The sequence below is a fragment of the Paraburkholderia sp. GAS448 genome (assembly GCF_050435685.1).
Taxonomy (GTDB): Bacteria; Pseudomonadota; Gammaproteobacteria; order Burkholderiales; family Burkholderiaceae; genus Paraburkholderia.
The window spans coordinates 335,032-360,314 of sequence record NZ_JBNDKT010000003.1 but is presented as its reverse complement, the minus strand read 5'-3'; the positions used below and the strand labels follow the sequence as shown (position 1 = coordinate 360,314).

Below are 25,283 nucleotides of genomic sequence, written 5' to 3'. Positions count from 1 at the left end.
AGGACGGCCATGTTCAGAAACACCGCGCGCTGCCTCGATGCACTCTTCGTGATTGCGGGGGCACTGATCGCCCACCGGCTACGCTTCGCGACGGGGTACGAACTGGCTGACGACGAGCGGCTCCTGATCGCATTCAACTGCGTTCTGGTGCTGCTCCTGTTCCCCATGTTCGGCTTCTACGAGACCTGGCGCGGCAAGTCGCTGCCTGCGATGCTCGGGCGCGTCGTGCTGGCGTGGTTCGCCGTGGTCACAACGAGTCTGGTGCTGGTCTTCACGCTGCACCGGATGGACGCTGTGTCGCGCCTGTGGTTCGGCTACTCGACGCTGATCTCCGGCGCACTGATCGTCGCCACGAAGTGCATCGCGCATCTGATGCTGCGCACGGCGCGGCGGCATGGCCTGAACTATCGTACCGTCGCCGTGGTCGGCACGCCGGGCTTCACGCGCACGCTGCTGTCCCATCTCGAACTCGCTCCGCACGCAGGGTTCAAACCTGTATGCGTTTTCGATACGACGCAGGCCGGCGACGGCTCGCCCGATATCGTCGCGCGCATGAGCAAGCTGCCCGTCCTCAGCAACATGGACGCGTTCGTGGCGAAGGTGCGCGAAGAACATATCAACGAAGTGTGGCTGGCGCTGCCACTCTCGGAGGAACGCACGATCTATCGCTTCACGCGGGCGTTCCAGAACGACTTCATCAATCTGCGTTTCATACCCGATACGCGCAGCATGACGCTGTTCAGTCATTCGCTTGTCGAAGTGCTGGGCCTGCCCACCATCAATCTGTGCGGTGCCCCACACCCTTCGCCGCAGTTGTGGCCGAAGATTGTGTTTGATCGTCTCTTCGCGTTCGCGGTGCTCGTCATACTTGCACCGCTTTTCGCTGTTATTGCGGTGGCGATCAAGGCCACGTCGCCTGGCCCGGTGTTCTTCACGCAGATGCGCAAGGGCATCGATGGCCGGCCGTTCGGAATCTACAAGTTCCGTTCGATGACGGTGCATCACGAGGAGGCGGGCAATCTCACGCAGGCGAGAAAAGGCGATGCACGGGTGACGAAACTGGGTGCGTTCCTGCGTCGCACGAGTCTCGATGAATTGCCGCAGTTCTACAACGTGCTGATTGGACAGATGTCGGTCGTGGGCCCGCGCCCGCATGCGCTCGAACACGACGACCTTTACAAGGATCTGGTGTATGGCTACATGCATCGCTATCGCATCAAACCGGGCATCACCGGCTGGGCACAGGTAAACGGCTATCGCGGTGCGACGGCGAAGATCGAGAAGATGGAAGCGCGGGTGAAGTTCGACCTGTTCTATATCCACAACTGGTCGTTCTGGTTCGACGTGAAGATCGTGCTGATCACCCTGCTGAAGGGTTTCGTCGGACGCAACGCGTATTAAAACCTGCGGGGGCGTGGGGTGAATACAGAGCTTGAAGCTGCACTGCGCGTATCAGTGATCGTGCCGACCTATCGCCGGCAGGTTGATCTCGCTCGCTGTCTGGCGGCGCTCGACGAACAGTTGCGGCCTGCCGACGAAGTGATCGTGGTCGCGCGTCCGGATGACCATGCAACCCAGGCCTTTCTGCAGCATCGCGCACGAGGGCGAGGCACGCAGGGACTGCAGGTGGCGCCGGTGACGCGACCCGGCGTGGTCGCGGCCTACAACCGCGGCCTCGATGCCGCAACGTGCGACATCATCTGCTTCACCGACGACGACGCCGCTCCTCATCCTGACTGGACGCAGCGCCTCATCGAAACGTTTCTGTCCGACCCCGGCATCGGCGGTGTCGGCGGACGCGACATCGTGCATCAGAACGGCATGATCCTCGATGGCGCGCGACCAAACGTGGGACTCGTTCGCTGGTACGGGCGCCCGGTCGGCAACCATCACATCGGCTGCGGCGAGGCGCGTCGGGTACATGTGCTCAAGGGCGTCAATATGGCGTTCCGCCGCGAGGCGGTCACTGGACTGCGCTTTGACGAGCGGCTGCGCGGCAACGGCGCGCAGGTGCACTGTGAAATGGAGTACAGCCTCGATGTATTGAGGCGCAAGTGGGCTCTGGTCTACGACCCGTCGATTCTCGTCGAGCACTATCCGGCGCCGCGCAGCGACGAAGACCAGCGCATCGGTTTCAACCATGTTGCGTTTTATAACGCTTCGTTCAACCTGCGGCTCATCATGCGCGAACACCTGTCGGGACCGGGCAGGTGGGCGTTTGTCGTGTATTCGACGTTGATCGGCAATCGCGCAGATCCGGGGCTGGCCCGCGCGATAACCCTGGCGTTCAGCGGCGTTGCTCCAGAAATTGCACTGCGTAAATGGTGGATCGGCTTGTGCGCAATGCGCGGAGCCTGGCAGGAAGCAAGGCGCTGACAGCATCACAGCGCTTCGTGTAACGCGAGGGACCATAACCATGATATCTAGAACGATTTGTACGGGGCTCGCAGCGATCTCCTTATGCGCGTGCTCGCTCTCGCCTGGCGGCTTTCTCGACAAGAGCCGCCTGACCGAGAAGCCACCGGCGCAACCTGCCACGGCACCGACGACCTTCGAAGTCCAGCCCATCGACGTGGCCTACTTCCAGGCAAACCCGCCTGATGTCGCGCCACCGGCGCCGTGTCCGCTCACCTGCCTGACGCCGCAGTCCCGCGCGTCGCATGTTTACAGGATCGGGGTCAACGACCAGTTGCAGGTGATCGTCTGGGATCATCCCGAGCTGACTTCCCAAGGCGGCGGAGGGAGCACAGGCGCTGCCGGCATTCCGCCGCTGCCTTCCGCCGGCGGGGCGGGTGGCGGCGGGACGGGTGGCGGCGGAACCTCAGGGGGCGGGGCATCATCCGGTGGCGGAGAGCCTGGCGGATTGACGCTGCGCGTCGCTTCGGACGGCACGGTGTTTTTCCCGCGAGTCGGCCGCATCAATGTAGCGGGCAAGACCCCTCAGGACGTCCAGCGTCTCCTGACAGAAGGCCTGCGCAAGACGATCGTCAATCCCCAGCTCGATGTTCGCGTGACCGGCTTCAACAGCCAGCAGGTACAGATCCTCGGCGACGTAAAGGTCCCGCAGGCGCAGGCCCTCACCGATGTGCCGCTGTCGATCATCGACGCGATCAACCGGGCGGGCGGCGCGAACAGTGACGCCGACCTGCAGAATGTCGGCGTCACGCGCGGTGGCAAGCGTTATCAGGTCGACGTCGCGTCGCTGCTCGAAACGGGCAATGTCCAGCAAAATGTGGTGCTCGAGGACGGCGACATCGTCGACGTGCCTGACCGGACGAACAGCCGCGTGTTCGTGCTGGGCGAGATCAGCAAACCCGCGGCCGTGCCGATGAACCGCGGCAAACTGACGCTCGCCGATGCCATTGCCATCTCCGGCAGCGTCGATAACAAGACGTCCGACCCGCATTTCATTTATGTGATCCGCGGTATCCAGCCGCCATCCCCCGGCCCCGGCTCCAGCCCGAAAGCGGTACCAGTCGGCGCAAAGATGACGACCTCAGTCGTCCAGCCGGACGTGTTCCGTCTCGACATGACGCAGGTCGATGCGTTGGTGCTCATGACCCGGTTCGACCTTCAGCCGCTCGATGTCGTGTACGTCCAGATTGCGGATTCCGCGCGCTTTAACCGGTTGCTCGACCTGATCACGCCATCGCTGCAGACGCTCTTCTTCACCAAACAACTGGCGCAATAACCTACGGCTAGCGAGAGAAAATAAAATGAGTACCTATGACAACGCGGATATCTCGCCGACACTGCGAGGCGACGAGGACGAGGTCATGCGTGACCTTGTCCGGCTCGTGCGCGAGCAGATCTGGCTCGTGCTCGGCATCGCCGGCGCCGTGATTCTTGCGTCGGTGCTGTACGCGAAGATGGCCACGCACATCTATTCAGCCGACGCGCTGCTGCAGGTCGACCCACCCGCTACTGGCCCATCCTCGGCGGGGTCCGCGCTGGCGGCGCTGACTTCCGGCAGCGCCCTGCGCACCGACGCGGAGATCGAGATCATCAAAAGCCGCGCAGTCGTCGAACCGGTCGTCGAACAGTTCAAGCTGAACTTCGGCGCCTGGCCAAATACGATGCCGGTGCTCGGCGGTCTGTCGAGCCTGTTCGCCCGCCCCGGACACCCGATGCCCGCCTGGTTCGGCCTGCGTTCCTATGCATGGGGCGGCGAAGAGTTCGGCGTCGAGTCGGTCAACGTACCCAAGCATCTGGAGGGCGTGACGCTGACGCTGCGCGCGCTCGGCAACGGCCGTTTCGAGCTGTCCGACGACCACGGCCGCAAGCTGCTGACCGGCACCGCAGGCCAGCTTGCCGAGGCGAACGGGGTGTCCCTGCTGGTCAACCGTCTCGTCGCCCGCCCAGGAACGGAGTTCTTCGTCCAGCGCGCGAACCAGCTCGATGCCGTGCAAGGGCTGGCGGGCGGCTTGGGGGTCGTAGAACAAGGCCACGACACTGGCATCATCAAGCTATCCTACATGGGTGTCGATCCGCAGGTGATCACGGCGATCACCAATGCGGTCGCGAGATCGTACATGCAGCAGCGAACCGATCGCGCGCAGGAAGAAGCGAGCAAGATGCTGAGCTTTCTGAACAGCGAACTGCCGCGGCTGCGCGAGGAGCTCAAACGCTCCGAAACCGCGCTCTCGGAATATCAGGCACGGGTCGGTTCGTTCCAGCCAACCCAGGAAGCCGCCGTGTTCCTGTCTGGCGGCCTGGACTATGAAAAACAGATCGCCAACCTGCGCATTGCGCGAGCCGAACTTCTGCAACGCTTCACTCCGGACAGCACTGAGGTCCAGACGATCGACGCACAACTTGCCGCGCTGTCGCGCGAAAAGGCACGTTTTGAAGAGCATTTCAAAACGCTGCCAGGCTCGGAGCGCGAAGCCATGTCCCTGCAACGCGACGCCAAGGTGGCTGAAGAAATCTACGTCGCGCTACTCAACAAGACCCAGGAACTGTCGATCACGCGGGCCGGCATGATCGGCAACGTCCACATTCTCGACGAGGCGCTGCTGCCGTCCGCGCCGGTGAAACCGAAGGGTGCGATGATCATCTCGGCGGGCGTCCTGCTCGGCATCATTGCAGGTGTCGGTGTGGCTTTCTGCCGTCGCACATTCTTTACTGGTGTATCGGATCCCGAACTGGCCGAACGGCGCTTCCAGCTGCCGATCTTCGGCGCCATTCCGGTCAGCGCGGAACAGGTGCGCGGCGACACGCTGCTGGCCGGAAGCAGCCGCAAGGCTTTGCCAAACGGAGCACGCCGACCCGGCGCGTTGCCGGCACTGCCAACCGGTGTCGCTCGTCTGTTCCGGCCGCTGCAGCACGCCGAGGCCGCCGCGGCTGCGGCATCGACACCGGCAGCCGCGCGCAACGTGGTTTCCGCGCCGAACGCGCCGATCCGCTCGCTGCTCGCGAAAACGCATCCGTTCGACCTGTCGGTCGAAGGTCTCAGAGGCTTGCGCGCCACGCTGCAATTCGGGCTCATCGACACGCCGAACCGCATCGTCGCATTCACGAGTCCGGCGCCGTCTGACGGCAAGAGCTTCCTGTGCGCGAACCTCGCCGCGCTGTTCGCCGAATCGGGCAAGCGCGTCCTGCTGATCGACGCCGATCTGCGACGCGGGCGCCTCGCACAGTACTTCGGCCGCTCCCCGAATGGAGGCCTCACCGAACTGCTGACCGGTCAGGTCGACCTGCACGTTGCGGCACGCGCCACAGGCGTCGACGGACTGCACTTCATCGCGGCCGGGGCCTATCCTCCGAACCCGTCAGAAATCCTGACGTCAAGCCGGTTCAGCGAAGCACTTGAACGCTTCAGCGAACAGTTCGACCTGGTGATCGTGGATACGCCGCCCCTGCTCGCGGTAGCGGACGCTGCGATCGTCGCGAACATCGCCGGGGCCACGGTGCTGGTCATCCGCGCAGGCGCCCACACCGAACGCGAAATCGACGAATCGTTGAAAAAGCTGCGCCGCGCCCATGCGCGGACGATCGGCGGCGTCATCAACGCGATCCCGCTCAAGCGCAATGGCCGCTATGCCTCCGCCGACTACACGTACGCGTACGCCTACTCCCCGGTCGATCCCGACGTCGTACCGTAAATCCCGGATCGCCGGCGGGCGGTATCGAACCTCGATAGTGCCCGCCGGCCGCATGCCGGTACGCTTGCCAGGCTGGGCCTGCTCTCTCGCTTCAGGAAGCCGTGCCCGTGAACGGCAACGCGGAAAGCCGCGCCAACTCCACGTTGCGCGGCTCTGTGCAGCCTGAGAATGAGAAGAGAGGGACTTCAGCCGGTCACGGCAACCATCGCGCGCTTCATCTGCGCAAGATAGCCATCGAGCGAGAAGTACCGCATGACATCGTTGAGTGCCTGATCGGCGATGCGTTGTGCGAGTTCCGGAGCGGCGCGCAGGGTTTCGATCGCCTCGGCCAGCAGGGCCGGCATTCCCGGCTCGACGAGCCAGCCGTTCTCGCGATGCCGCACGATCTCGACCACCCCACCCGCTGCCGCGGCGATCACCGGCCGTCCAGCCGCCATTCCTTCGATGATCACCCGACCGAACGGTTCGGCTTCGGTCGACGTGTGCAGAATGACGTCGACGGCTTTCATCCAGGCCGGCATGTCGTCACGAAACCCGGCAAAGTGCACCCGGTCAGCGACGCCAAGGCGCGCCGCCTGGCGATGCAGCGACTCTGCATAACGCTGCTCGCCGAAGAGCGCCGAGCCGACGAGCACCAGATGCACATCCTGCATCTGCGCCAGCGCTTCCAGCGCGATGTGCTGCCCCTTCCACGGCGCGAGCCGTCCGAACAGGCCCGCCAGATAGACGCCCTCGGGAAGCCCGAGACGTCGGCGCAACGCACCCAGGTCGCCGGCGTCGACGGCGTCGAATTCGCGCACGTCCACGCCGTTGTGCACAACCGGTACGGACTCCGGACTGCAGTCCGTCAAGGCAACCAGCGAAGCAGCCGACGCGTGCGAATTGGCGATGATGCCATCGACCGCGTATCGCGTGAGCCATTTCACCAGGAGCCGCTGCATCGGCCCGAAATGCCCCGGCGACATGATGTCATGCAAATGCCAGATCACGGGCTTGCGATGCAAAGGTTTGCCAAGTGCGCCGAGCACAAGCGCCTTTTGTGTGTTGAGAAAGAGGACTTCGAATTCTTCGGCGTGCCGCGCAATAGCGCGCACCTGCCGAACGATGCCCGGCAACGTTCCGAGCCAGCTCAGACGCACCCCTTCTTTGCGGATTTTCGACACGCCGTCTTCGAGCGCCAGGTGGACCTCGACGCCCAGCGATTCGAGCCGGTGACGAAATGGGCCGTCCGACAGCAGCAGCACCTCGCGGCGTGCCGCCCAGGCGACCGTAAGCGGCAACATCGAGAATTCAGCACCGCCCAGTTGCCCGCTCTGATCGACGAACAGCACGCTGGGCGTGTTGGTCGTCGCTGAGGGCGCATGGGCGCCACCATCGATCGCCGCAGCAGCGGCGCCTCCCGACATGATTTTCGTTCCCGAACGATTAGTTATGCTCATTTTGGCGGATTTTAAATTATTGAATATTGGCGACCCATTATTTCGCCACTTCGAGCAAAGAAGTGTGCTTATCCGCACTTACACAACCTGACAACATTCTTTCCAGAATATAACCAGCTGTCTATCTATAAGTCTGTTTTGGCTATTTCAAAAGTGGAGTGGGTAATGCGGCTGACGAGGCATGTGGGTTGAAGGCTGAGAAGGAAATTCGCGCCGACCGTCGTAACGGTCAAACCTTGGTGAGTCCTCCGGCAGAGCCGGAGACTTACCTCACTGAGTGAGTTGCAGGTGCTTATGTCCGCATACTGTTCGCCGCGTCGGGAGCGGCTTTGGGCCTCATCAGATGAAGCTGGGCGAGTGTGCGCTGCACGCGCCGAGTGTTGTTCTCAAACAGCAGATATACGGCGTATGCATAGGCATAGCAGCCTGCGAGCAACGCGGCGAACATGGCCACGCCATGCAGATCGAGCTGGATTCGATGGCCCGTCGTCACGGCGACGACAAACAGGACCAGCGGAAAATGCGTCAGATACAGTGAGTATGAAAAGCCCGAAAAGCGTATCGCCAGACGCGACAACAACAACGGCTTTAGCCTCACGTCCTCCCACAAAACACATCTGAGGAAAATAAAGCAGGCTACACCGACTATCCAGTCGCTATTGAAGACCATCGAGCGTGTTGCCGCCAACGCACCAAGAAATAGCACGCCGCTACCCAACGTGAAGAGCGGCAGCCCGGTTCGCACTGTCCTGCGCGGGAACGTCTGCTCGAGCCAGGCAAGCAAGCCCCCAAGCAGCCACAACCCGAAGCCACTCAGCAATGACGGAAACATCACCATCGTCGCTAGCGCGAGCGCTCCCTGCATGAACACCGCGAGACCGCGCCGGTTTCTGAACAGCACGTAGCATGCGGGAAACCACAGGTAGTACCAGAACTCGTTGGCGAGACTCCACAGCGGACCGTTCGAGCCAAAGGTTCCGCAGGCGAGTGTTTGCAGAAACGCAACATTGCATACGAAAGTCGAGTAGCCCAGATGCGAGGCCACATTGATCGTCTGGTCGAAGTTTCCCTCGGAGCCGAGATAGAACGGACCACCCACAAGCGCAATGCCCATCCGGTCCCAGAACAGCGTCAGCGCCAGCGCCGGAATCAGCACGATCCATAGCCGCGACAGCCGCTCGGTCAGGTAGCGTCGCCAGGTCCACGTTCCGGACGCCGACTGGCGCAACACAGAACCGCCGACAAAATATCCGCTCAGCACAAAGAAGACAATCACCGCCGTATGGCCGTAATTGCTGACGAAATAGAACGCCTTGCCGGCAAGGCCCATTCCTTGGGTCGCCGCATAGTCGACGAACATCAGATTGCGCAGATGACTCACGCAGACGGCCGCGGCAGCCAGCGCCCGGATCAGGTCCAAAGTGTCACAGTGCTGCTTGCCGGCGTGCGTCATGGGAGCATGGGATCGGACGGAGGAGTCGGCTGCGTCGTGCCGTCTCATGTCCAGTAACAACATGCCAGACGCACGCAGGCCACGCAGCGGATCACAGTCCGCTGTCCATCACGCTAAGGTCACGCTCGCTTTTTCTCCGTGCGTTCGCACACACTGCGTCGAATCGCCCGCAGGCGATACCACTCAGCGCCGTTCAACGCCTGCTCTGCACCGCTCTCAGCCTCTGCACCAGTGTGCGCGCGCGCACGGAACGCGCCTTTCAATCCCCGCACAATTTCCCCGCTGTTCCTGCATAACGAAGGAGGGAGTCCGCGTCATGAAAGTGGCTATCGTGCATGACTGGCTCGTTGTTTCGGGTGGTGCGGAAAAAGTCCTTCAACAGATCATTGAATGCTTTCCGGACGCTGACCTCTTCAGCCTCGTCGACTTTCTTGAGGATCGCTCGCTCGTACGCGGCAAATCCGTGCGTACCTCCTTCATCCAACATCTGCCGTTCGCGAAGCGCCGCTATCGCGGCTATCTGCCGTTGATGCCGCTTGCCATCGAGCAGTTCGACCTCGCGGACTACGATCTCGTCATAACCAGTTCCTACGCGGTGGCCAAGGGCGTGCTGGTCGGGCCCGACCAGACGCACGTGAGCTACGTGCACTCCCCTATCCGCTATGCGTGGGACCTGCAGCATCAATATCTGCGCGAAGCGCATCTGACGCGCGGCCCGCGTTCCTGGGCAGCGCGCGCGGTACTGCACTATCTGCGCAACTGGGATACGCGCTCGGCAAACGGCGTCGATCAACTGATCTGCAACTCGCATTTCGTCGAGCGACGCATTATGAAGACCTACCGTCGCGAAGCATCAGTCGTGCCGCCGCCCGTCGACATCCACGGTTTCGAACTGCGGACCGACAAAGAAGATTTCTATCTGACCGCGTCGCGCATGGTTCCCTACAAACGCATCGATCTGATCGTCGAGGCCTTCGCGGCGATGCCTGAGCGGCGACTCGTCGTGATCGGCGACGGTCCGCAAATGGCGGATATTCGCGCGAAGGCAGCGCCGAACATCACCATTCTCGGATACCAGCCGTTCGAGGTTCTCAAGGACCACATGCAACGCGCGCGAGCCTTCATTTTTGCCGCCGAAGAAGACTTCGGCATCACACTGCTCGAGGCGCAGGCGTGCGGGACGCCGGTGATCGCCTATGGCCGGGGCGGAGCCCTGGAAACCATCATTCCGCCGGACGAACCGGATCCGACTGGAATTCACTTCGGAGAGCAAAACGTTTCGTCACTGAACGCCGCGATCGCGACGTTCGAGCGGCAGGACGCGCTCTTCGCGCCACAGGCGTGTCGCGCGAATGCGGAGCGCTTCTCGCCCGCCATCTTCCGTCGCGCGTTCATGATGGAGGTCATGCGGACGATCGCGGCACAGAACGCCATACGGGCAGCGCCGTACACGACTGACCATACGCGCCTGAAAGTGGGGTAATTCGCGATGAACTCACCTGCATCTGTCAACGCGCAAGGTCTCGTTGCCAAGCAACCAGCCGGCGTCGAGGTCGCCACCGCAGTGGCGGGTGTCCCAGGCGTCAAGGGCACGCCCAGCGTGCTGTTCGTCGATCAGAGCGGACAGCTCGGTGGCGCCGAACTCTGCCTGTTGCCGCTGGCGTCGACATGGGCCGCACGGCGCGAAGTGCTGCTGCTGGCGGACGGACCGTTCCGCGCCCGTCTTGAGTCGCTCGGCGTTCAGGTCGAGCTGACCTGCGACGCGCGCGTCTCCGGTATCAGTAAGAATGCCGTGCGCTTCGGCTGGCTGATGGCGCTGCCCGGCATCGTGCGACAGGCGCGCGCGATCGCTCGCCGCGCGAAAGCCTTCGACGTCCTGTTCCTGAATACTCAGAAAGCGCTCGTGCTTGGCGCGCTGGGAAAGCCGCTGCATCGTAAGCGGATCATCTGGCATCTGCACGACATCGTTTCGGTCGAACATTTCGGCCCCGTACAACGGCTCGTCGTCAAATGGCTGACGCGCTTTGCCGTGGACCACGTGGTCGCCAATTCGCGCGCCTCCGCGGCGTCGCTCGTCGAGCTGACGCATTTTGCGCCGGAATCGGTGCCGGTCGTGCACAACGGCGTCGATCTGAACGCTTTTCAGGATATCGATGCCTCCGATCTCCGCGCGTTGCGCCGCCACCTCGGTCTTCCCGAGACGGCCTGGCTTGCCGGCCTGTTTGGCCGGCTCGCACCATGGAAGGGCCAGCACATTGCGCTCGAAGCGTTGGCGAACTTGCCCGACGTGCACCTCGTGCTGGTCGGCGCTGCGCTCTTCGGCGAAGAGGCATATGTGGAAGCGCTGCGCGTCCAGGCTGCTGGCCTGCGGATCGAAGACCGGCTGCATTTCGTGGGCTTCCAGGACAACGCGCCGGCCTGGATGAAGGCGATGGATGTCATCCTGCACACTTCCACCGCGCCGGAGCCGTTCGGCCGCGTGATCATCGAAGGCATGGCAGCCGGACGGCCTGTAATCGCTTCCGCAGCCGGCGGCGTGACGGAAATCGTACGGCACGGCAAGAACGGCTTGCTTGTCGAACCGGGCGATGCGGCCGCCCTGGCGGGTGCCGTCGAGGCGCTGCGCGCGGAGCCAGATCGGGCGCAGCGCCTCGTCAGCCAGGCCCTCATCGACGTCGAGCAGCATTTTTCGCTCGACGAATATATCGCGCAGATGACGAAAGCCATTGCCTATGTCGCACGCTGATGCAAGCAGTCAGGCTGGCGAGTGTTGTCTCAAATGCAAATGGTAAGAATTGCATTGCACTCTCCGTGAGGATCGCCCGTTCTTTAGGAATACCTGAATATCTGGCGAATAACCTTGGACATGTGGACCTTCATGGCAGATGCAGGGACAACCGCAGACATCAGTACGATCAGTGCGCCGAAGGCCCGCCGCGTCCACTCCCCTGCATGTCATGCAGTGCGGCGAGCATCGCCAGATGCGCGCGTTCGCTGGCAGCCTCGTCATTGGTCAGACCGTTGCAGGCCTGGGCGCCCATGATGATGCCGAGACATAGACCATAGTTGCCGGTGAACGCGATTGAGGAGATCGGCGCGGGCGGCTGGCGCCTTATCCGCTCATAGGCAATGTCGAGTGCGCGCCTGAGGTTGTTCTGCATGGTCAATCGTTCTCTCCTTCCGCTTTCAACATGAACAGCCAAAGCGTAGCGAATCGACCAGGCACGCAGAAGGAGATTTTTCCTAAACCCAGCGCCCGATAGCCATCTCATTTTGAGCGGGAAGTTTTCGTCGTTCTATATCGAACGGCATATAGACTTTCGGACAAAATTTCCCTTTCCTGTTCCGTCTGAAATGAAAAACGGCGCCGCCCGCGATGTGCAGTGCGGCGCCGCCACAGGTGGTCACCCTGCAAACGGACACGGCCGTCCGGTCGACGCCGGCTAGTTCTTGCCGTACTTGATCGTCTCGACGCCCGTATCCGTGCCGAGCAGGCACAGATCAGCGCCGCGACCGGCGAAAAGGCCCACGGTCACGACACCTGGCCAGGCGTTGATCCCGGTCTCGAGCGCGCGCGGGTCGGTGATCCGCAGCCCCTTGACGTCAATGATCTCGTTGCCGTTGTCGGTGATGAACGGCGAGCCGTCCTTCGTCACGCGCACGACCGGCACCCCGCCCAGCGCCGTCACGCGGCGGCCGATTGCGGTGCGTGCCATCGGCACGACTTCGATGGGCAAAGGAAACGTGCCCATCACATCGACACGCTTCGTGGCGTCGGCGATGCAGACGAACACGTCCGACACCGACGCGACAATCTTCTCCCGCGTCAGCGCCCCACCACCGCCCTTGATCATTGCGCCAGTAGGGTCGATTTCGTCGGCACCGTCGACGTACACCGGCAGCGAGTCGATTTCGTTCAGGTCGAATACCCTGAAGCCGTGCGACTGCAGGCGCGCGGTCGTGGCGAGGGAACTGGACACCGCGCCGCGATAGCGCGCTTTCGTGGCGGCGAGCGCGTCGATGAAGCAGTTGGCTGTCGAGCCAGTACCGACGCCGATCACGGAGCCCTCAGGCACGTTGGCGTTCACATAGTCGGCGGCGGCCTGGCCGACCAGTTGCTTGAGTTCGTCTTGGGTCATGGGAAGTGCAGACAGGCGGAAAATCGCAAGTTTACCGGAGTCGGGCGGGTTAGCCCGGTTTATCGGGCCAGCGCTCAAAACTGGCGCAGCGGCTGTGGCCCCCGGCGGCACCCCGCGCGAGCGTGGCCCTAAGGCGCGGACTGCGTCTCGCCGGCTTCCTTCGGCATGTACTTGTCCAGCAGCGCCTGAGCGATCGCGTCGGTTTCCGCGTCCGGATTGCCCGTGTAGTCGCGTGGGCGGAAATGCATCTGGAACGCGGCGAATACGCGCTTCGTCCGCTCATCGAGCACACCGTCGGTGGCGATCTCGTAGCCATAGCGCGCGAGCTTCTGCTGCAGGCTGCGGACGTCGACTGGTATCGAAGGGTCGCGTCCCGCGAGATGCGCGCTGACCGCCGAGGCATCCGGCCATGCGCCGACGCCTGCATCATAAAGCTGCTTCCACGGAAACACCGGGCCGGGATCGATCTTGCGCTGCGGGGCAATGTCGCTGTGACCGACCACGCGCGTCGGCGGAATGTTGTAGCGCGTGACGATGTCCTTCGCAAGCCGGATCAGCGCATCGACCTGCGTCGGCGGCCAGGGCTGCCAGCTGCGGCCCTGCGGCGTGTCGATGGGGCCCAGATTGACGTTCTCGATACCGATCGATGCCGCGTTCAGTTCCGTCGTGCCCTGCCAGTAGCTGACGCCCGCATGCCACGCGCGCTGCGACTCGGGCACGAGCTGCCAGATGACCGGTTTGCCGTTCCTCACCTGCGGGGCGTCCGGGACGACGTAATGCACGCTGACGCCCTCGGTTGTCAGGACGCGCAACGATTGCGCCTCGTCGATCTCAGTGTAGTGCATCACCAGAAAACGCACGCGCGAATCGACGTTCTGCGCCTGATAACGCGAGTCGGCGATGTAGTTGCCGCGGTCGACCGCGGTGGTCGAACACGCGGCCACCAGCAGCGCGCCGAGTGCAAAAGCCGCGACGCGCATCGCGTGCACGCGGCCTGTTTCGATGAAGTTCATGCTGCGAAGAATGCAGATGCCTCAGGTCTTCGTGAGCGCCGTACGCTGCCGCACGGCCTCGTAGAGACACACCCCGCTCGCCACCGACACGTTCAGGCTCTCGACGCTGCCGGCCATCGGAATATGCATCACCATGTCGCACGTATCGCGCGTAAGACGGCGCATGCCTTCGCCCTCAGCGCCCATCACGAGCGCCACGGGACCGTCGAACTTCGTGTCGTACAGACTCTTCGGCGCGTCATCCGAAGTGCCGACCACCCACACGCCGGCCTCCTTCAGCTCGCGCAGCGCCCGCGCCAGATTGGTGACCGTGATGTACGGCACGGTGTCGGCGGCGCCACTCGCCACTTTCGCGGCCGTCGCGTTGAGCCCGACCGCGCGATCGCGCGGCGCGATGATCGCATGTGCGCCCGCTGCATCGGCAACCCGCAGGCACGCGCCGAGGTTGTGCGGATCGGTCACGCCATCGAGCACCAGCAGCAACGCCGGACCGTTGATGCCGTCGAGCAGCTCCGCGAGATTCTGCGCGAGCGGCAGGTCCCCCGCGCGCGCGACGACGCCCTGGTGGCGCTCGGTATGCGCGAGCCCCCACCGCCGCGTTTCATCGGCGGCGATCAGGCGCACGCCCGCTTCTTTCGCCACGTGCAGGAATTCCGTCATCCGGCGATCCTTGCGCGTCGCGTCGTAATAAATATCTTCGACCGTCGACGCATCGTGCCGCAGACGTGCGGTCACCGCGTGGAAACCATAGAGAACCTTGAGACGTGCCATGACTGAAACAACCTTTGATTGAGCGAATCTGCGATGCGCTGTTGAACGCGCCTGTTATCGCGTTTTGAGATGCGTGTCTGACTGACAAACTGGCCGACAAACTGCGGAAAACGGACAACGCGCAACCCGCATTCGACATGCCGGCTGCGCGCTGCATACTGCTTCAACCCTTCAGACCGAACCGGGCCATCAGCCAGGATTCAGCCTGGCTTGAACCGGAGCATCAACGCTTCTTGCGCGCCTGGGTCTTCGATGCAGGCTTGGCCGCTGCGCCGTGCTTCTTCGCGGCGCCGCGCGCTGCGCGCGCTTCCTTGACTGCCGCGGTTTGCGCGGGCGCAGCCTTCCTGCGTCTGCCACCTTCGGCTGGCGGCAGCGACCGCACACGCGGCCCGCCGCTCTCGCCAACCGACTTGTCGGCAAGCGAAGGCCGGCTCGTCGGCGACTTGATGGGTGTATCGCGCACTAGACGGAAATCGATCTTGCGCGCATCGAGATCGACGCGGCTCACCTGCACACGCACGCGATCAGACAGACGATAGCGAATGCCCGTGCGTTCGCCGCGCAATTCGTTCTTGATCTCGTCGTACTGGAAGTAGTCGGAGCCCAGCTCGGTGACGTGCACGAGGCCTTCGATAAAGAGCGCGTCGAGCTGCACGAAAATCCCGAACGACGTCACGCCGTTCACCATGCCGCCGTACTCTTCGCCGAGCTTGTCGCGCATGAAGTAGCACTTGAGCCACGCCTCGACGTCGCGCGAGGCTTCGTCCGCGCGCCGCTCGTTCGCCGAGCAGTGCAGGCCGAGCTCTTCCCAGATCGCCGTGTTCGAGCGGTTGCGACTGCGTTTCTCATCATCGGCCTGCTGCATCGCGCGGGCGCGCGGTGACAGCGCGGTGTTCAGCGTGACGCCGTGCGGCGCGCTCGGCTGATACTTGCGCCCCTGCAGGATCGCGTAGATCGCGCGGTGCGTGAGCAGGTCGGGATAGCGGCGGATCGGGCTCGTGAAGTGCGCGTACGCCTCGTACGCGAGACCGAAGTGGCCGATGTTCTCCGGGCTGTAGACCGCCTGCTGCATCGAGCGCAGCAACATCGTCTGCAGCATCTGCGCGTCGGGCCGGTCGCGGATCTGCGCCATCAGCGCGGCGTAGTCGCTCGCGTGAGGCGTCTCGCCGCCGCCGAGCGTCAGACCCATGCCGCGCAGGAACGTACGCAGATTTTCGAGCTTCTCGGCCGTGGGGCCTGCGTGCACGCGGTACAGGCCCGGATGCTTGTTGCGCTTCATGAAGTCGGCCGCGCACACGTTCGCGGCCAGCATGCATTCTTCGATCAGCTTGTGGGCGTCGTTGCGCGTGCGCGGAATGATCTGTTCGATCTTGCCCTGCGCGTTGCAGACGATGTACGTCTCAGTCGTATCGAAGTCGATCGCGCCGCGCTTCTGGCGCGCGGTGAAGAGCGACTTGTACACGCCGTGCAGGTTCTGCAGTTGCGGCAGCAAGGCCGCGCGACGCGCGGCTTCCGGACCCTTGGTGTTGGTCAGCACCGCGGCGACTTCGGTATAGGTGAGCCGCGCCGCCGAATGCATCACGCCCGGATAGAACTGGTACGCCTTGATCTCGCCGCGCGCGGTGATGACCATGTCGCACACCAGCACGCAACGGTCGACCTGCGGATTGAGCGAGCACAGCCCGTTCGACAGCTTCTCCGGCAGCATCGGAATCACGCGGCGCGGGAAGTACACCGACGTGCTGCGTTCGATCGCATCGACGTCGAGGCCGCTATCGGGATGCACGTAATGCGACACGTCGGCGATTGCGACGATCAGGCGGAAGCCTTCACCTCGGCCGACAGTGACCGGCTCGCAGTAGACGGCATCGTCGAAGTCGCGCGCATCTTCGCCGTCGATCGTGACGAGCGGCACATCGCGCAAATCGATCCGATGGCGGATATCCGACGGACGGACTTCATCGGGCAGCTTCGCGGCGTCGTCGAGCGCGGCCTGGCTGAACTCGTACGGCACGCCATACTTGCGCACCGCGATTTCGATTTCCATGCCCGGATCGTCGATGTCGCCGAGCACTTCGACCACCCGTCCGAGCGGTTGCGAATGACGGCTCGGAAAGTCCGTCAGTTCCACGACGACCACCTGCCCGACTTTCGCCTTCTTGGTGTTCTGTGTGATCAGGATGTCGTGGCCGATGCGCTTGTCTTCGGGCGCGACGATCAGCGCGCCATTCTCGTTGAGCAACCGGCCGATCACGCGCCGGTTGGCGCGGTCCGTCACCTCGACGATATGGCCTTCGGGCCGGCCGCGCCGGTCATAACCGACGATGCGCGCCAGCACCCGGTCGTTATGCATGACCTTCTGCATTTCGCCGGTGGGCAGGAACAGATCGTCCTGACCGTCATCGCGCACGAGAAAGCCGTAGCCATCGCGATGCCCCTGCACGCGACCCGCGACGAAATTCGACGGATGGGTCAACTGATAGTGGCCGCGCTGGTCGAGACGGATCTGCCCGTCACGCTCCATGGCCGCGAGGCGCTTGAAAAAACCTTCGCGCTCCTGGCGCTTGATCGACAGTGCCTCGGCGATGTCGTTTGCAGCAAGCGGCGTTTCGCCCGTGCGCAGCACGCCGAGAATTTCTTCACGGCTCGGAATCGGATAGGGATATTTGCTCAAGGGCTTGTCGATGATTTTTTCTCGTTGCATGGACGTCGGTCGGTGATGCCGTTGCGATGCACCTGCGCTTCATTGTGCTGAAACTGCCTGACCCGGTTCGTGCAGGTTGCCTCGCGAGCTTGTGCACCGTGCCATCGAACTTCTGCGGGGCATTCTAACACCCGTCCCGCCCGCCACGCGGCCCTTGCAGGCTCGCCGGACATGGCGCACAGGCCGTGCAGAGGCTCCTTCTCGAAATACTTGACACGATCGTTCGTAACGCTATAATTGCGTTCTTTGCTGCACACCCACCTGCCCAGGTGGCGGAATTGGTAGACGCACCAGGTTCAGGTCCTGGCGGTGGCAACACCGTGGAGGTTCGAGTCCTCTCTTGGGCACCAGATTCAAAAGAAACCGCCTTCGGGCGGTTTTCTTTTTGTGTGAGACCTTGCATCGGGTTGTGAAGGATTGCATCCAGATGCCAGCTCAGTGCAGCAAAGCGGATGGCAGTGAGTTGTAGATCAATTTACATGTTCCAATTGACACGCTGCACCATCCCGCTACAATAGCCGTCTAGCTTGAAACGTGCCCAGGTGGCGGAATTGGTAGACGCACCAGGTTCAGGTCCTGGCGGTGGCAACACCGTGGAGGTTCGAGTCCTCTCTTGGGCACCACCGTTTCGAGCAATACAAGACACCCCGCAAAGCGATCAGCCTGCGGGGTTTTTTGTTTCTGCGCTCCGTCCAGGCTCGCGTCGGCCGCTTCGCATGCGATGCCCCTTGCCCCACGCTTCCCGTACAAGGCGCCAGCCGATTTCGACATCGGATCCTGCGCCGTCTTCGGGGATCGGCAATATCCAGCCCCTGAAGCGTGCCGGACTCGTCGCACCCAACTAAAAGCACGAGATCCAGCTGCAATGCACCAATAAAAGGGTTACTGAAAAATCACCCAATAAATCCCTTTCAAATAATACATAAATTACATATAGCCAACATTGCGGCTCTTCATCTTTCGAAGAGAACGCATGGGCTCCAGGGATTATTACGGATAAAACGGTTTCAACCATGCAACCACTTAACGGTCGGCGTACACTCGCTCGGAACCCGCACCCGCGGGGCATGCGAAGGCCGTGCAGGCGGCCGGCTGCATGAACGCGGGATACTGGAGACACAGGAGAACAATGAAATGAACTGGACCCGGGAACAGAGAAACGTCACGATTGCGGCCTATCTCGGCTGGACACTGGACGCATTCGATTTCTTTCTGATGGTCTTCGTCCTGAAAGACATTGCGGCGGAATTCGGCACCGACGTGAAGTCGGTCAGTTTTGCCATCATGTTGACCTTGATCATGCGTCCACTCGGCGCCCTGATTTTCGGCTGGCTTGCCGACAAGTTCGGCCGCCGTCCGACGCTGATGATCAACATCGCGTGCTTCTCATTGCTTGAACTGCTGTCCGGCCTCTCGCCGAACCTGACCACCCTGCTTGTGCTGCGCGCCCTCTTCGGCATTGCGATGGGCGGCGAATGGGGCGTCGGCGGCGCGCTGACAATGGAAACCGTCCCGCCAAAATCGCGCGGATTTGTGTCGGGCCTGCTGCAGGCGGGTTACCCGAGCGGCTATCTGCTCGCGTCGGTCGTGTTCGGCCTGTTCTTCCAGTACATCGGCTGGCGCGGCATGTTTTTCGTCGGTGTGCTGCCCGCGCTGCTGGTGCTGTACATCCGGGCGCACGTGCCCGAATCGCCCGCCTTCAAGACGCTCGAGAAGAAAGCTCACCCAGGCCTGATCGCCTCGTTGAAGAAGAATGTGAAGCTGTCACTCTACTCGATCGTGCTGATGACCGCGTTCAACTTCTTCTCGCATGGCTCGCAGGATCTGTATCCGACGTTCCTGCGCGTGCAACATGAGTTCGACGCGCACACGGTGTCGTTGATCACGATCACGCTGAACATCGGTGCGATCATCGGCGGCCTGTTCTTTGGCGCGCTTTCGGAAAAGATCGGCCGCCGACGCGCCATCTTCATCGCAGCGCTGATCTCGCTGCCGGTGCTGCCGCTCTGGGCGTTCTCGTCGACGCCGTTCCTGCTCGCAGCCGGCGCGTTCCTGATGCAGATCTCGGTGCAAGGTGCGTGGGGCGTGATTCCGGTCCATCTGAACGAAATTTCGCCCGATGAAATCCGCGCTACGTTCCCGGGCCTTGTGTACCAGCTCGGCAACCTGATCGCATCGGTCAACGGACCACTCCAGGCCGGCGTCGCCGAAGCACACGGCAACAACTACGCGACGGTGATGGCAACCGTGATCGGTATTGTTGCGGTTGTGATCGCGGTCCTGATTCTCTTTAGCCGTGAGCGCCGCGGCATCGATATGACCCAGTCCGCCAAAGAGGTCGCCACAGCAGACTGATCGCCGGGATCCGCCAGACGCGGTTTCACTCCGCCTGAGTCCGGTTGATTGCCGGACTCGGCCACACCAGAACAGGCGGTCTATAGACCCGCCAGGCAGGTGTGACCCACGTCGCAACACCGGAGGATGCAGTCCGATTTGCCGCAACGGGCGTCGGGACAAGCGGCCAGCCTGATAGAGCGCGTGGCCAGCCAGGCGTTCTGAAGGCGCCATTGAGGCCGCGCACAGGCGAGGTGGCGCCGGCTGTATCGCGACCGCGCCCCATACGCGCCCTCGCTGGACAAATGCGGGCGCGCCGCTCTGAGAGGCGTGCCAGCCGGACCTTGAAACGGGGAGAAAGCGCCATGCCATTGCTCATCGTTGCGCTGATCGTCGCCAGTGCCGCGCTCGTCTATGTCGAGGCGCGTGCTTCGTGGTGGCTGGCCTTCCTCGGCGTGTGGGTCGGGCTCGCGTATATCAGCGGCGCAGCGGGACCGGTTGCCGCAACGCTCCTGACCATCCTCTTCCTCCTGCCCGCGCTCGTGTTCACGATCAAACCGTGGCGCCGTGTGTGGCTGACGAAACCCGTATTCGAAGTCTTCCGCAAGATCCTGCCGCAGATGTCGCCGACCGAACGCGATGCGATCGAAGCCGGCACGGTCTGGTGGGATAGCGCGCTCTTCTCCGGACGGCCGCACTGGGACACGCTGCTCGCGCACGGCCCCGCGACGCTCACCGCCGAGGAACAGTCGTTCCTCGACAACGAATGCCAGCACCTGTGCGATCTCGCGAACGACTGGGAAACCACGGCAGTCTGGCAGGACCTGTCGCCGGAAACGTGGCGGTACATCAAGGAAAAAGGCTTCCTCGGCATGATCATTCCGAAGCAGTACGGCGGCAAGCAGTTCTCCGCGTACGCGCATTCGCAGGTCATCATGAAGCTGGCAACGCGCTGCCCGGCCGCCGCTGTGTCGGTGATGGTGCCGAACTCGCTCGGCCCCGCCGAACTGCTGATGCACTACGGCACCGAGGCGCAAAAAAGCTACTATCTGCCGCGCCTCGCGAGCGGGGAGGAAATCCCCTGCTTTGCGCTCACGAGCCCTTATGCCGGCTCGGACGCGGCGGCGATACCGGATGTCGGCATCGTCTGCAAGGGCATGTTCGAGGGCCGCGAGACGTCCGGTTTTCGCGTCTCGTGGGACAGGCGCTACATCACGCTTGGCCCGATCGCGACCGTCCTCGGCCTTGCGTTCCGCGCGTACGATCCGGACCACCTGCTTGGCACCGACGACGAACCCGGCATCACCTGCGCGTTGATACCGACGAAGCATCCGGGCGTGAATATCGGCCGCCGCCACTGGCCGCTCAATGCCGTGTTCCAGAACGGCCCGAACTCCGGCAAGGACGTCTTCATCCCGCTCGACTGGGTGATCGGCGGACACACCCAGGTCGGCAACGGCTGGCGCATGCTGATGAAATGTCTCGCGGCGGGACGCGCGATTTCGCTGCCTTCATCGAATGTCGGCATCGCCAAGCTCGCCGTGCGCGGCACCGGCGCGTATGCCGCTGTGCGTCGCCAGTTCCGCACGGCCGTGGGCAGGTTTGAAGGCGTTCAGGAAGCGCTCGGCCGCATGGGCGGCAACCTGTATGTGATGGACGCCGCGCGCCGCCTGTCGGCCCATGCGATCGATCTCGGCGAAAAGCCCTCGGTCATTTCGGCGATCGCCAAATATCACATCACCGAGCGTGCCCGGAAGGTGATCAACGACGGTATGGATGTCGTCGCCGGCAAGGGCATCTGCATGGGCCCGTCGAATTTCCTCGCGCGGGCGTATCAGCAGGTGCCGATCTCGATCACGGTGGAAGGCGCGAACATTCTCACGCGCTGCCTGATCATCTTCGGCCAGGGCGCGATCCGCTGCCACCCCTACGTGCTGAAAGAAATGGCCGCGACCCGCGAAACGGATCGCAACAAGGCGCTGCGCGATTTCGACAACGCCTTCTTCGGACACGTCAACTTCACGATGTCGAACGTCGTGCGCAGCTTCGTGTATGGCGTGACGGGCGGTGCCTTCATCACAAAGCCGCAGCGCGCGCACGCGCCGCTCGCGCACTACTACCGCGCGGCGACCCGACTCTCGACCGCGTTTGCGCTGCTCGCGGACGTGTCGATGTTCGTGCTCGGCGGCGAGTTGAAGCGTCGCGAGCGGATCTCAGGGCGTCTAGCCGATGTGCTGTCGCAGCTGTATCTGATCTCTGCGACGCTCAAGCGTTTCGAGGACGAGGGACGCCAGGAGAGCGATCTGCCGCTGGTCTGCTGGGGTGTCGAAGATGCGCTGCACCAGGCGCAGCAGGCCATCGACGGCGTGCTCGCGAACTATCCGAACCGCGTAGCCGCCGGACTTGTGCGCGTGCTCGCCTTTCCGTTCGGGCTGCCGCATCGCGCGCCGCCGGACAGTCTCGGCACCGCGATCGCGGAATTGATGCAGACGCCAGGCGCCGCGCGCGATCGGCTGGTGGCGGATTCCTACGTGCCGCCGGTCGAAGTCGATCCGCTCGGCTATGGCGAACTCGTCTTCGAGCTGACGCCGCGCGTGAATGAAATCGACCAGAAGCTGCGCGACGCAGTCAGACAAGGGCTGATCGCACCGATGCCGCAAAGCCTGCCCGATCTCCCGGGCTGGACCGAGGCCGCGCTGCAGCATGGCCTGATCGACGCGAATGAACACCAGCTCCTCGCCGACTACGCACGCTACGGCGCGGAAGTGGTGAAAGTCGATGATTTCGCGCCCGACTTCGACATGCTCGCCGGCCTGCAAAAGCGCAAGGAGGCGCTCGACAAGGCGATGCAACTTGCCGCCTGAACCTTGCGCCGTGCACACTAGGGCCTGGTCACGCTAATAACAGGGCCTAACAACAATCCCACGGAACGATCCCACGGGCGAGGAGCACCGGACGATGAACGACTCTTACCTGAACTTCGTCAACTCGCCCTTCGGCGCGCGGCTCGCGCGCTCGCTTGGCCTGCCGAAGCCCGAGGTGTTGCGCCGTTACCGGACCGATCGACCCGAATTCGAAGGTCTCGTCGCGATCGGCGCGGGACCGCAGCCGGGGCTGCTCGATGCGCTTGCCGACGTGATCGGCCGCCTCGGCGTGACAAGCGTCGCGCACGAAGGCGCCGGGCTCTGGATGCCGCTCGCCAACCGGCACGGCCTCATGACCGGCCGTTTCGAGCCTGTCGATGGCGACGCTTCGCAGGGACGTCTCGCCGCGCTGCTGTTCGATGCCAGCGGCATCGACGACAGCAGCCAGTTCGACGCGCTCTATGCATTCTTTCACGACGCGCTGCGCTCGCTCGGCAAGTGTGGCCGCGTCGTCGTGCTCGGACGGCCGCCCGAGGCGTGCGCGAACCCGCGTCAATGGACTGCGCAACGCGCGCTCGAAGGATTGACCCGGTCGCTCGGCAAGGAAGCGCGGGGAGGCATCACAGCCAATCTGGTGTACGTGGCGCAGGGCGCGGAAGACGGTATCGAAACCACGTTGAGGTTTTTCCTGTCGCCCCGTTCCGCCTATGTGTCGGGGCAGGTCGTGCGCATCGGGAAAGCCGCGAGCGGCGGCGAGGCGATCGACTGGAAACAGCCGCTGACCGGTCTGCGTGCGCTCGTGACGGGCGCTGCACGCGGCATTGGTGCATCGATTGCCGGTGTGCTGGCGGCGGAAGGCGCGCACGTGATCGGCATCGACATTCCATCGGCGAAAGGCGCGCTGGATGCGACGATGCGGCAACTCAACGGCACTGCCCTCGCCTTCGATATCGCCGCCTCCGAAGCGCCCGCGCAGATCGCCGCCGCGCTCGACGAAAACGGTGTCGACATCATCGTCCACAACGCGGGGATCACGAAGGACAAAACGATCGCGAAGATGAGCGAAGCCGCGTGGCACAGCGTAATCGACATCAATCTGTCGGCGCAGGAACGGATCGACGATGTGCTCCTCGAAGCGGGCACGCTGCGCGACGGCGGCAGGATTATCTGCGTGTCGTCGATCAGCGGCATCGCGGGCAATCGCGGCCAGAGCAACTATGCGACGTCCAAGGCAGGCGTGATCGGCCGCGTAGAGAGCATGGCGGCCACTCTGCGCGAGCGGCGCATCACGATCAATGCGGTCGCGCCCGGCTTCATCGAAACGCACATGACCGCCACGATTCCGCTTGCCATCCGCGAAGCCGGCCGGCGCATGAATTCGATGAGCCAGGGCGGCCAGCCGGTCGACGTCGCGCAGACCATCGCGTGGTTCGCACATCCGGGCTCGGCTGGCGTGACCGGGCAGGTCGTTCGCGTCTGCGGCCAGAGCCTCCTCGGAGCGTAATCATGGGTGAGCCCTTCGGCTACGGTCCCGCCGTAGGTTCGACACGGCCGAAGACCATCACGATCGAGCGTTTGCCGAAGCCGGCGGCGCTATACGGGCGCGCACTGTCCGGTCTCGTCAAGCGCAGGCGCGAAGCGTCCCTACCGCCGCTGCGCTTCGTGCGACCGGCCGTCACGCTGGAGGAGGCCGCGATCGATCACTACGCGCGCGTATGCGGCTTCATCCCCGAACAGGGCATGCCGTTCACGTTTCCGCATCTGCTCGCGTTCCCGCTCCATCTGCTGATGCTGACCGATCCGGCGTTTCCATGGCCCGCGCTCGGGCTCGTGCATCTGGCCAACAGCGTCCATCTGCGCAAGCCGCTCGATGCCGGCGACGTGCTGCGCGTCGAAGTCGAATTCGGCGCGCTGCTCAAGCACGACAAGGGTCAGGCATTCGTGCTGCACTCGCGGCTTTACCGGCGCGGCGAGGCGGTGTGGGATGGCGACAGCGTCTATCTGAAGCGCGCTATCCGGGCGCAGGGCGATCCGCTCGCGCCGCTCGATATCGACGGCGACGCGCTTACCCGACAGGCACGCTGGCAACTGCCGCCGCAACTGGGGCGCGACTACGCGAAGGCGTCCGGCGACTACAACCCCATTCACCTGACAGCGCTCTCGGCCCGCGCCCTCGGGTTTCCGCGCGCCATTGCGCACGGCATGTGGACGCTGGCGCGCGCGGCGTCCGCCTTGCAACCTCCCAAGCGGCTGGCGAGCGCCGTCATCAGTGGAGAATTCAAGCTGCCGATGCTGCTGCCCGGCGAGGCGTCGCTCTGGACGGCCTCGCCTCTTGCCACTGCACGCGAACTCGAAGTACGCGACGTGGCCGGCGCGAAGCCGCATCTGCGCGGCCGCTTTCAGTGGACGCTGCAATGAGCGTTGGCATGGCGCACCGCAATGAAAGGGTGGAATCAATGCCG

At 63.3% G+C, this 25,283-nt stretch carries 17 protein-coding genes and 2 tRNA genes; 12 read left to right on the top strand and 7 right to left on the bottom strand.

Annotated features, from left to right (window positions below; all coding sequences use genetic code 11):
- The first annotated feature begins 9 nt into the window (after positions 1 to 9).
- The 4 genes from P3T23_RS08030 to P3T23_RS08015 are packed head-to-tail and all read left to right on the top strand — an operon-like array spanning position 10 to position 6,104.
- Complete coding sequence (locus tag P3T23_RS08030) at positions 10 to 1,401, top strand: undecaprenyl-phosphate glucose phosphotransferase (protein ID WP_429315644.1); 1,392 nt, start codon at positions 10 to 12, stop codon at positions 1,399 to 1,401.
- A gap of 18 nt (positions 1,402 to 1,419) precedes the next feature.
- The gene (locus P3T23_RS08025; protein WP_429315643.1) at positions 1,420 to 2,376 is read left to right on the top strand and encodes a glycosyltransferase family 2 protein; all 957 of its coding nucleotides are present in this window, start codon (positions 1,420 to 1,422) and stop codon (positions 2,374 to 2,376) included.
- 40 nt (positions 2,377 to 2,416) lie between these two features.
- Positions 2,417 to 3,691, top strand: coding sequence for a polysaccharide biosynthesis/export family protein (locus P3T23_RS08020; protein ID WP_429315642.1), 1,275 nt, complete (start codon positions 2,417 to 2,419; stop codon positions 3,689 to 3,691).
- 25 nt (positions 3,692 to 3,716) lie between these two features.
- Positions 3,717 to 6,104, top strand: coding sequence for a polysaccharide biosynthesis tyrosine autokinase (locus P3T23_RS08015; RefSeq protein ID WP_429315641.1), 2,388 nt, complete (start codon positions 3,717 to 3,719; stop codon positions 6,102 to 6,104).
- A 185-nt stretch (positions 6,105 to 6,289) separates the two neighbouring features.
- Here the strand turns inward: P3T23_RS08015 and P3T23_RS08010 are convergent, their stop codons facing one another.
- Both P3T23_RS08010 and P3T23_RS08005 read right to left on the bottom strand, forming a co-directional pair.
- On the bottom strand, positions 6,290 to 7,510 hold the full coding sequence (locus P3T23_RS08010; protein ID WP_429315640.1) for a glycosyltransferase family 4 protein: 1,221 nt from the start codon (positions 7,508 to 7,510) through the stop codon (positions 6,290 to 6,292).
- 325 nt (positions 7,511 to 7,835) lie between these two features.
- Entirely contained in the window at positions 7,836 to 8,996 is a 1,161-nt protein-coding gene (locus tag P3T23_RS08005) for an acyltransferase family protein (protein ID WP_429315639.1), read from the bottom strand.
- 316 nt (positions 8,997 to 9,312) lie between these two features.
- On the opposite strand from P3T23_RS08005, the gene P3T23_RS08000 reads away from it, so the two are divergent.
- A complete protein-coding gene (locus P3T23_RS08000) occupies positions 9,313 to 10,479 on the top strand; it encodes a glycosyltransferase family 4 protein (RefSeq protein ID WP_429315638.1) in 1,167 nt (388 codons plus the stop codon).
- Positions 10,480 to 10,485: 6 nt separating this feature from the next.
- Positions 10,486 to 11,742: a glycosyltransferase gene (locus P3T23_RS07995; protein ID WP_429315637.1), complete on the top strand. Its 1,257-nt coding sequence runs from the start codon at positions 10,486 to 10,488 to the stop codon at positions 11,740 to 11,742.
- Positions 11,743 to 11,911: 169 nt separating this feature from the next.
- On the opposite strand, the gene P3T23_RS07990 is transcribed toward P3T23_RS07995, so the two are convergent.
- From P3T23_RS07990 to rnr, 5 genes are all read right to left on the bottom strand, one after another.
- A complete protein-coding gene (locus P3T23_RS07990) occupies positions 11,912 to 12,163 on the bottom strand; it encodes a hypothetical protein (RefSeq protein ID WP_429315636.1) in 252 nt (83 codons plus the stop codon).
- A gap of 276 nt (positions 12,164 to 12,439) precedes the next feature.
- Positions 12,440 to 13,135, bottom strand: a complete 696-nt coding sequence (gene rpiA, locus P3T23_RS07985; protein WP_429315635.1) for a ribose-5-phosphate isomerase RpiA — start codon at positions 13,133 to 13,135, stop codon at positions 12,440 to 12,442.
- A gap of 128 nt (positions 13,136 to 13,263) precedes the next feature.
- Positions 13,264 to 14,115, bottom strand: coding sequence for an N-acetylmuramoyl-L-alanine amidase (locus P3T23_RS07980; RefSeq protein ID WP_429315787.1), 852 nt, complete (start codon positions 14,113 to 14,115; stop codon positions 13,264 to 13,266).
- 54 nt (positions 14,116 to 14,169) lie between these two features.
- On the bottom strand, positions 14,170 to 14,919 hold the full coding sequence (rlmB, locus tag P3T23_RS07975) for a 23S rRNA (guanosine(2251)-2'-O)-methyltransferase RlmB (RefSeq protein ID WP_429315634.1): 750 nt from the start codon (positions 14,917 to 14,919) through the stop codon (positions 14,170 to 14,172).
- 223 nt (positions 14,920 to 15,142) lie between these two features.
- Positions 15,143 to 17,623: a ribonuclease R gene (gene rnr / locus P3T23_RS07970; protein WP_429315633.1), complete on the bottom strand. Its 2,481-nt coding sequence runs from the start codon at positions 17,621 to 17,623 to the stop codon at positions 15,143 to 15,145.
- A gap of 263 nt (positions 17,624 to 17,886) precedes the next feature.
- Here rnr and P3T23_RS07965 point away from each other — a divergent pair.
- From P3T23_RS07965 to P3T23_RS07940, 6 genes are all read left to right on the top strand, one after another.
- Positions 17,887 to 17,973 (top strand) — tRNA-Leu (locus P3T23_RS07965).
- Between the two features lie 186 nt (positions 17,974 to 18,159).
- Positions 18,160 to 18,246: transfer RNA gene (locus tag P3T23_RS07960), tRNA-Leu, on the top strand.
- Between the two features lie 511 nt (positions 18,247 to 18,757).
- Positions 18,758 to 19,978, top strand: coding sequence for an MFS transporter (locus P3T23_RS07955; RefSeq protein ID WP_429315632.1), 1,221 nt, complete (start codon positions 18,758 to 18,760; stop codon positions 19,976 to 19,978).
- Positions 19,979 to 20,322: 344 nt separating this feature from the next.
- Complete coding sequence (locus tag P3T23_RS07950) at positions 20,323 to 22,821, top strand: acyl-CoA dehydrogenase (protein WP_429315631.1); 2,499 nt, start codon at positions 20,323 to 20,325, stop codon at positions 22,819 to 22,821.
- A 94-nt stretch (positions 22,822 to 22,915) separates the two neighbouring features.
- Positions 22,916 to 24,325 carry a 3-oxoacyl-ACP reductase gene (locus tag P3T23_RS07945; protein ID WP_429315630.1) on the top strand — a complete coding sequence of 470 codons (1,410 nt, stop codon included), beginning with the start codon at positions 22,916 to 22,918 and terminating at the stop codon, positions 24,323 to 24,325.
- Between the two features lie 2 nt (positions 24,326 to 24,327).
- On the top strand, positions 24,328 to 25,239 hold the full coding sequence (locus P3T23_RS07940) for a MaoC/PaaZ C-terminal domain-containing protein (RefSeq protein WP_429315629.1): 912 nt from the start codon (positions 24,328 to 24,330) through the stop codon (positions 25,237 to 25,239).
- Positions 25,240 to 25,283: the final 44 nt, after the last annotated feature.

What these genes read in the sequence shown, in the direction of transcription:
- P3T23_RS08030 (WP_429315644.1), top strand. Translation starts at nt 10, where the DNA reads ATGTTCAGAAACACCGCGCGCTGCCTCGATGCACTCTTCGTGATTGCG.
- P3T23_RS08020 (WP_429315642.1), top strand. Translation starts at nt 2,417, where the DNA reads ATGATATCTAGAACGATTTGTACGGGGCTCGCAGCGATCTCCTTATGC.
- P3T23_RS08015 (WP_429315641.1), top strand. Translation starts at nt 3,717, where the DNA reads ATGAGTACCTATGACAACGCGGATATCTCGCCGACACTGCGAGGCGAC.
- P3T23_RS08010 (WP_429315640.1), bottom strand. Translation starts at nt 7,510, where the DNA reads ATGTCGGGAGGCGCCGCTGCTGCGGCGATCGATGGTGGCGCCCATGCG.
- P3T23_RS08005 (WP_429315639.1), bottom strand. Translation starts at nt 8,996, where the DNA reads ATGACGCACGCCGGCAAGCAGCACTGTGACACTTTGGACCTGATCCGG.
- P3T23_RS08000 (WP_429315638.1), top strand. Translation starts at nt 9,313, where the DNA reads ATGAAAGTGGCTATCGTGCATGACTGGCTCGTTGTTTCGGGTGGTGCG.
- P3T23_RS07995 (WP_429315637.1), top strand. Translation starts at nt 10,486, where the DNA reads ATGAACTCACCTGCATCTGTCAACGCGCAAGGTCTCGTTGCCAAGCAA.
- rpiA (WP_429315635.1), bottom strand. Translation starts at nt 13,135, where the DNA reads ATGACCCAAGACGAACTCAAGCAACTGGTCGGCCAGGCCGCCGCCGAC.
- P3T23_RS07980 (WP_429315787.1), bottom strand. Translation starts at nt 14,115, where the DNA reads ATGCGCGTCGCGGCTTTTGCACTCGGCGCGCTGCTGGTGGCCGCGTGT.
- rlmB (WP_429315634.1), bottom strand. Translation starts at nt 14,919, where the DNA reads ATGGCACGTCTCAAGGTTCTCTATGGTTTCCACGCGGTGACCGCACGT.
- rnr (WP_429315633.1), bottom strand. Translation starts at nt 17,623, where the DNA reads ATGCAACGAGAAAAAATCATCGACAAGCCCTTGAGCAAATATCCCTAT.
- P3T23_RS07955 (WP_429315632.1), top strand. Translation starts at nt 18,758, where the DNA reads ATGAACTGGACCCGGGAACAGAGAAACGTCACGATTGCGGCCTATCTC.
- P3T23_RS07950 (WP_429315631.1), top strand. Translation starts at nt 20,323, where the DNA reads ATGCCATTGCTCATCGTTGCGCTGATCGTCGCCAGTGCCGCGCTCGTC.
- P3T23_RS07945 (WP_429315630.1), top strand. Translation starts at nt 22,916, where the DNA reads ATGAACGACTCTTACCTGAACTTCGTCAACTCGCCCTTCGGCGCGCGG.
- P3T23_RS07940 (WP_429315629.1), top strand. Translation starts at nt 24,328, where the DNA reads ATGGGTGAGCCCTTCGGCTACGGTCCCGCCGTAGGTTCGACACGGCCG.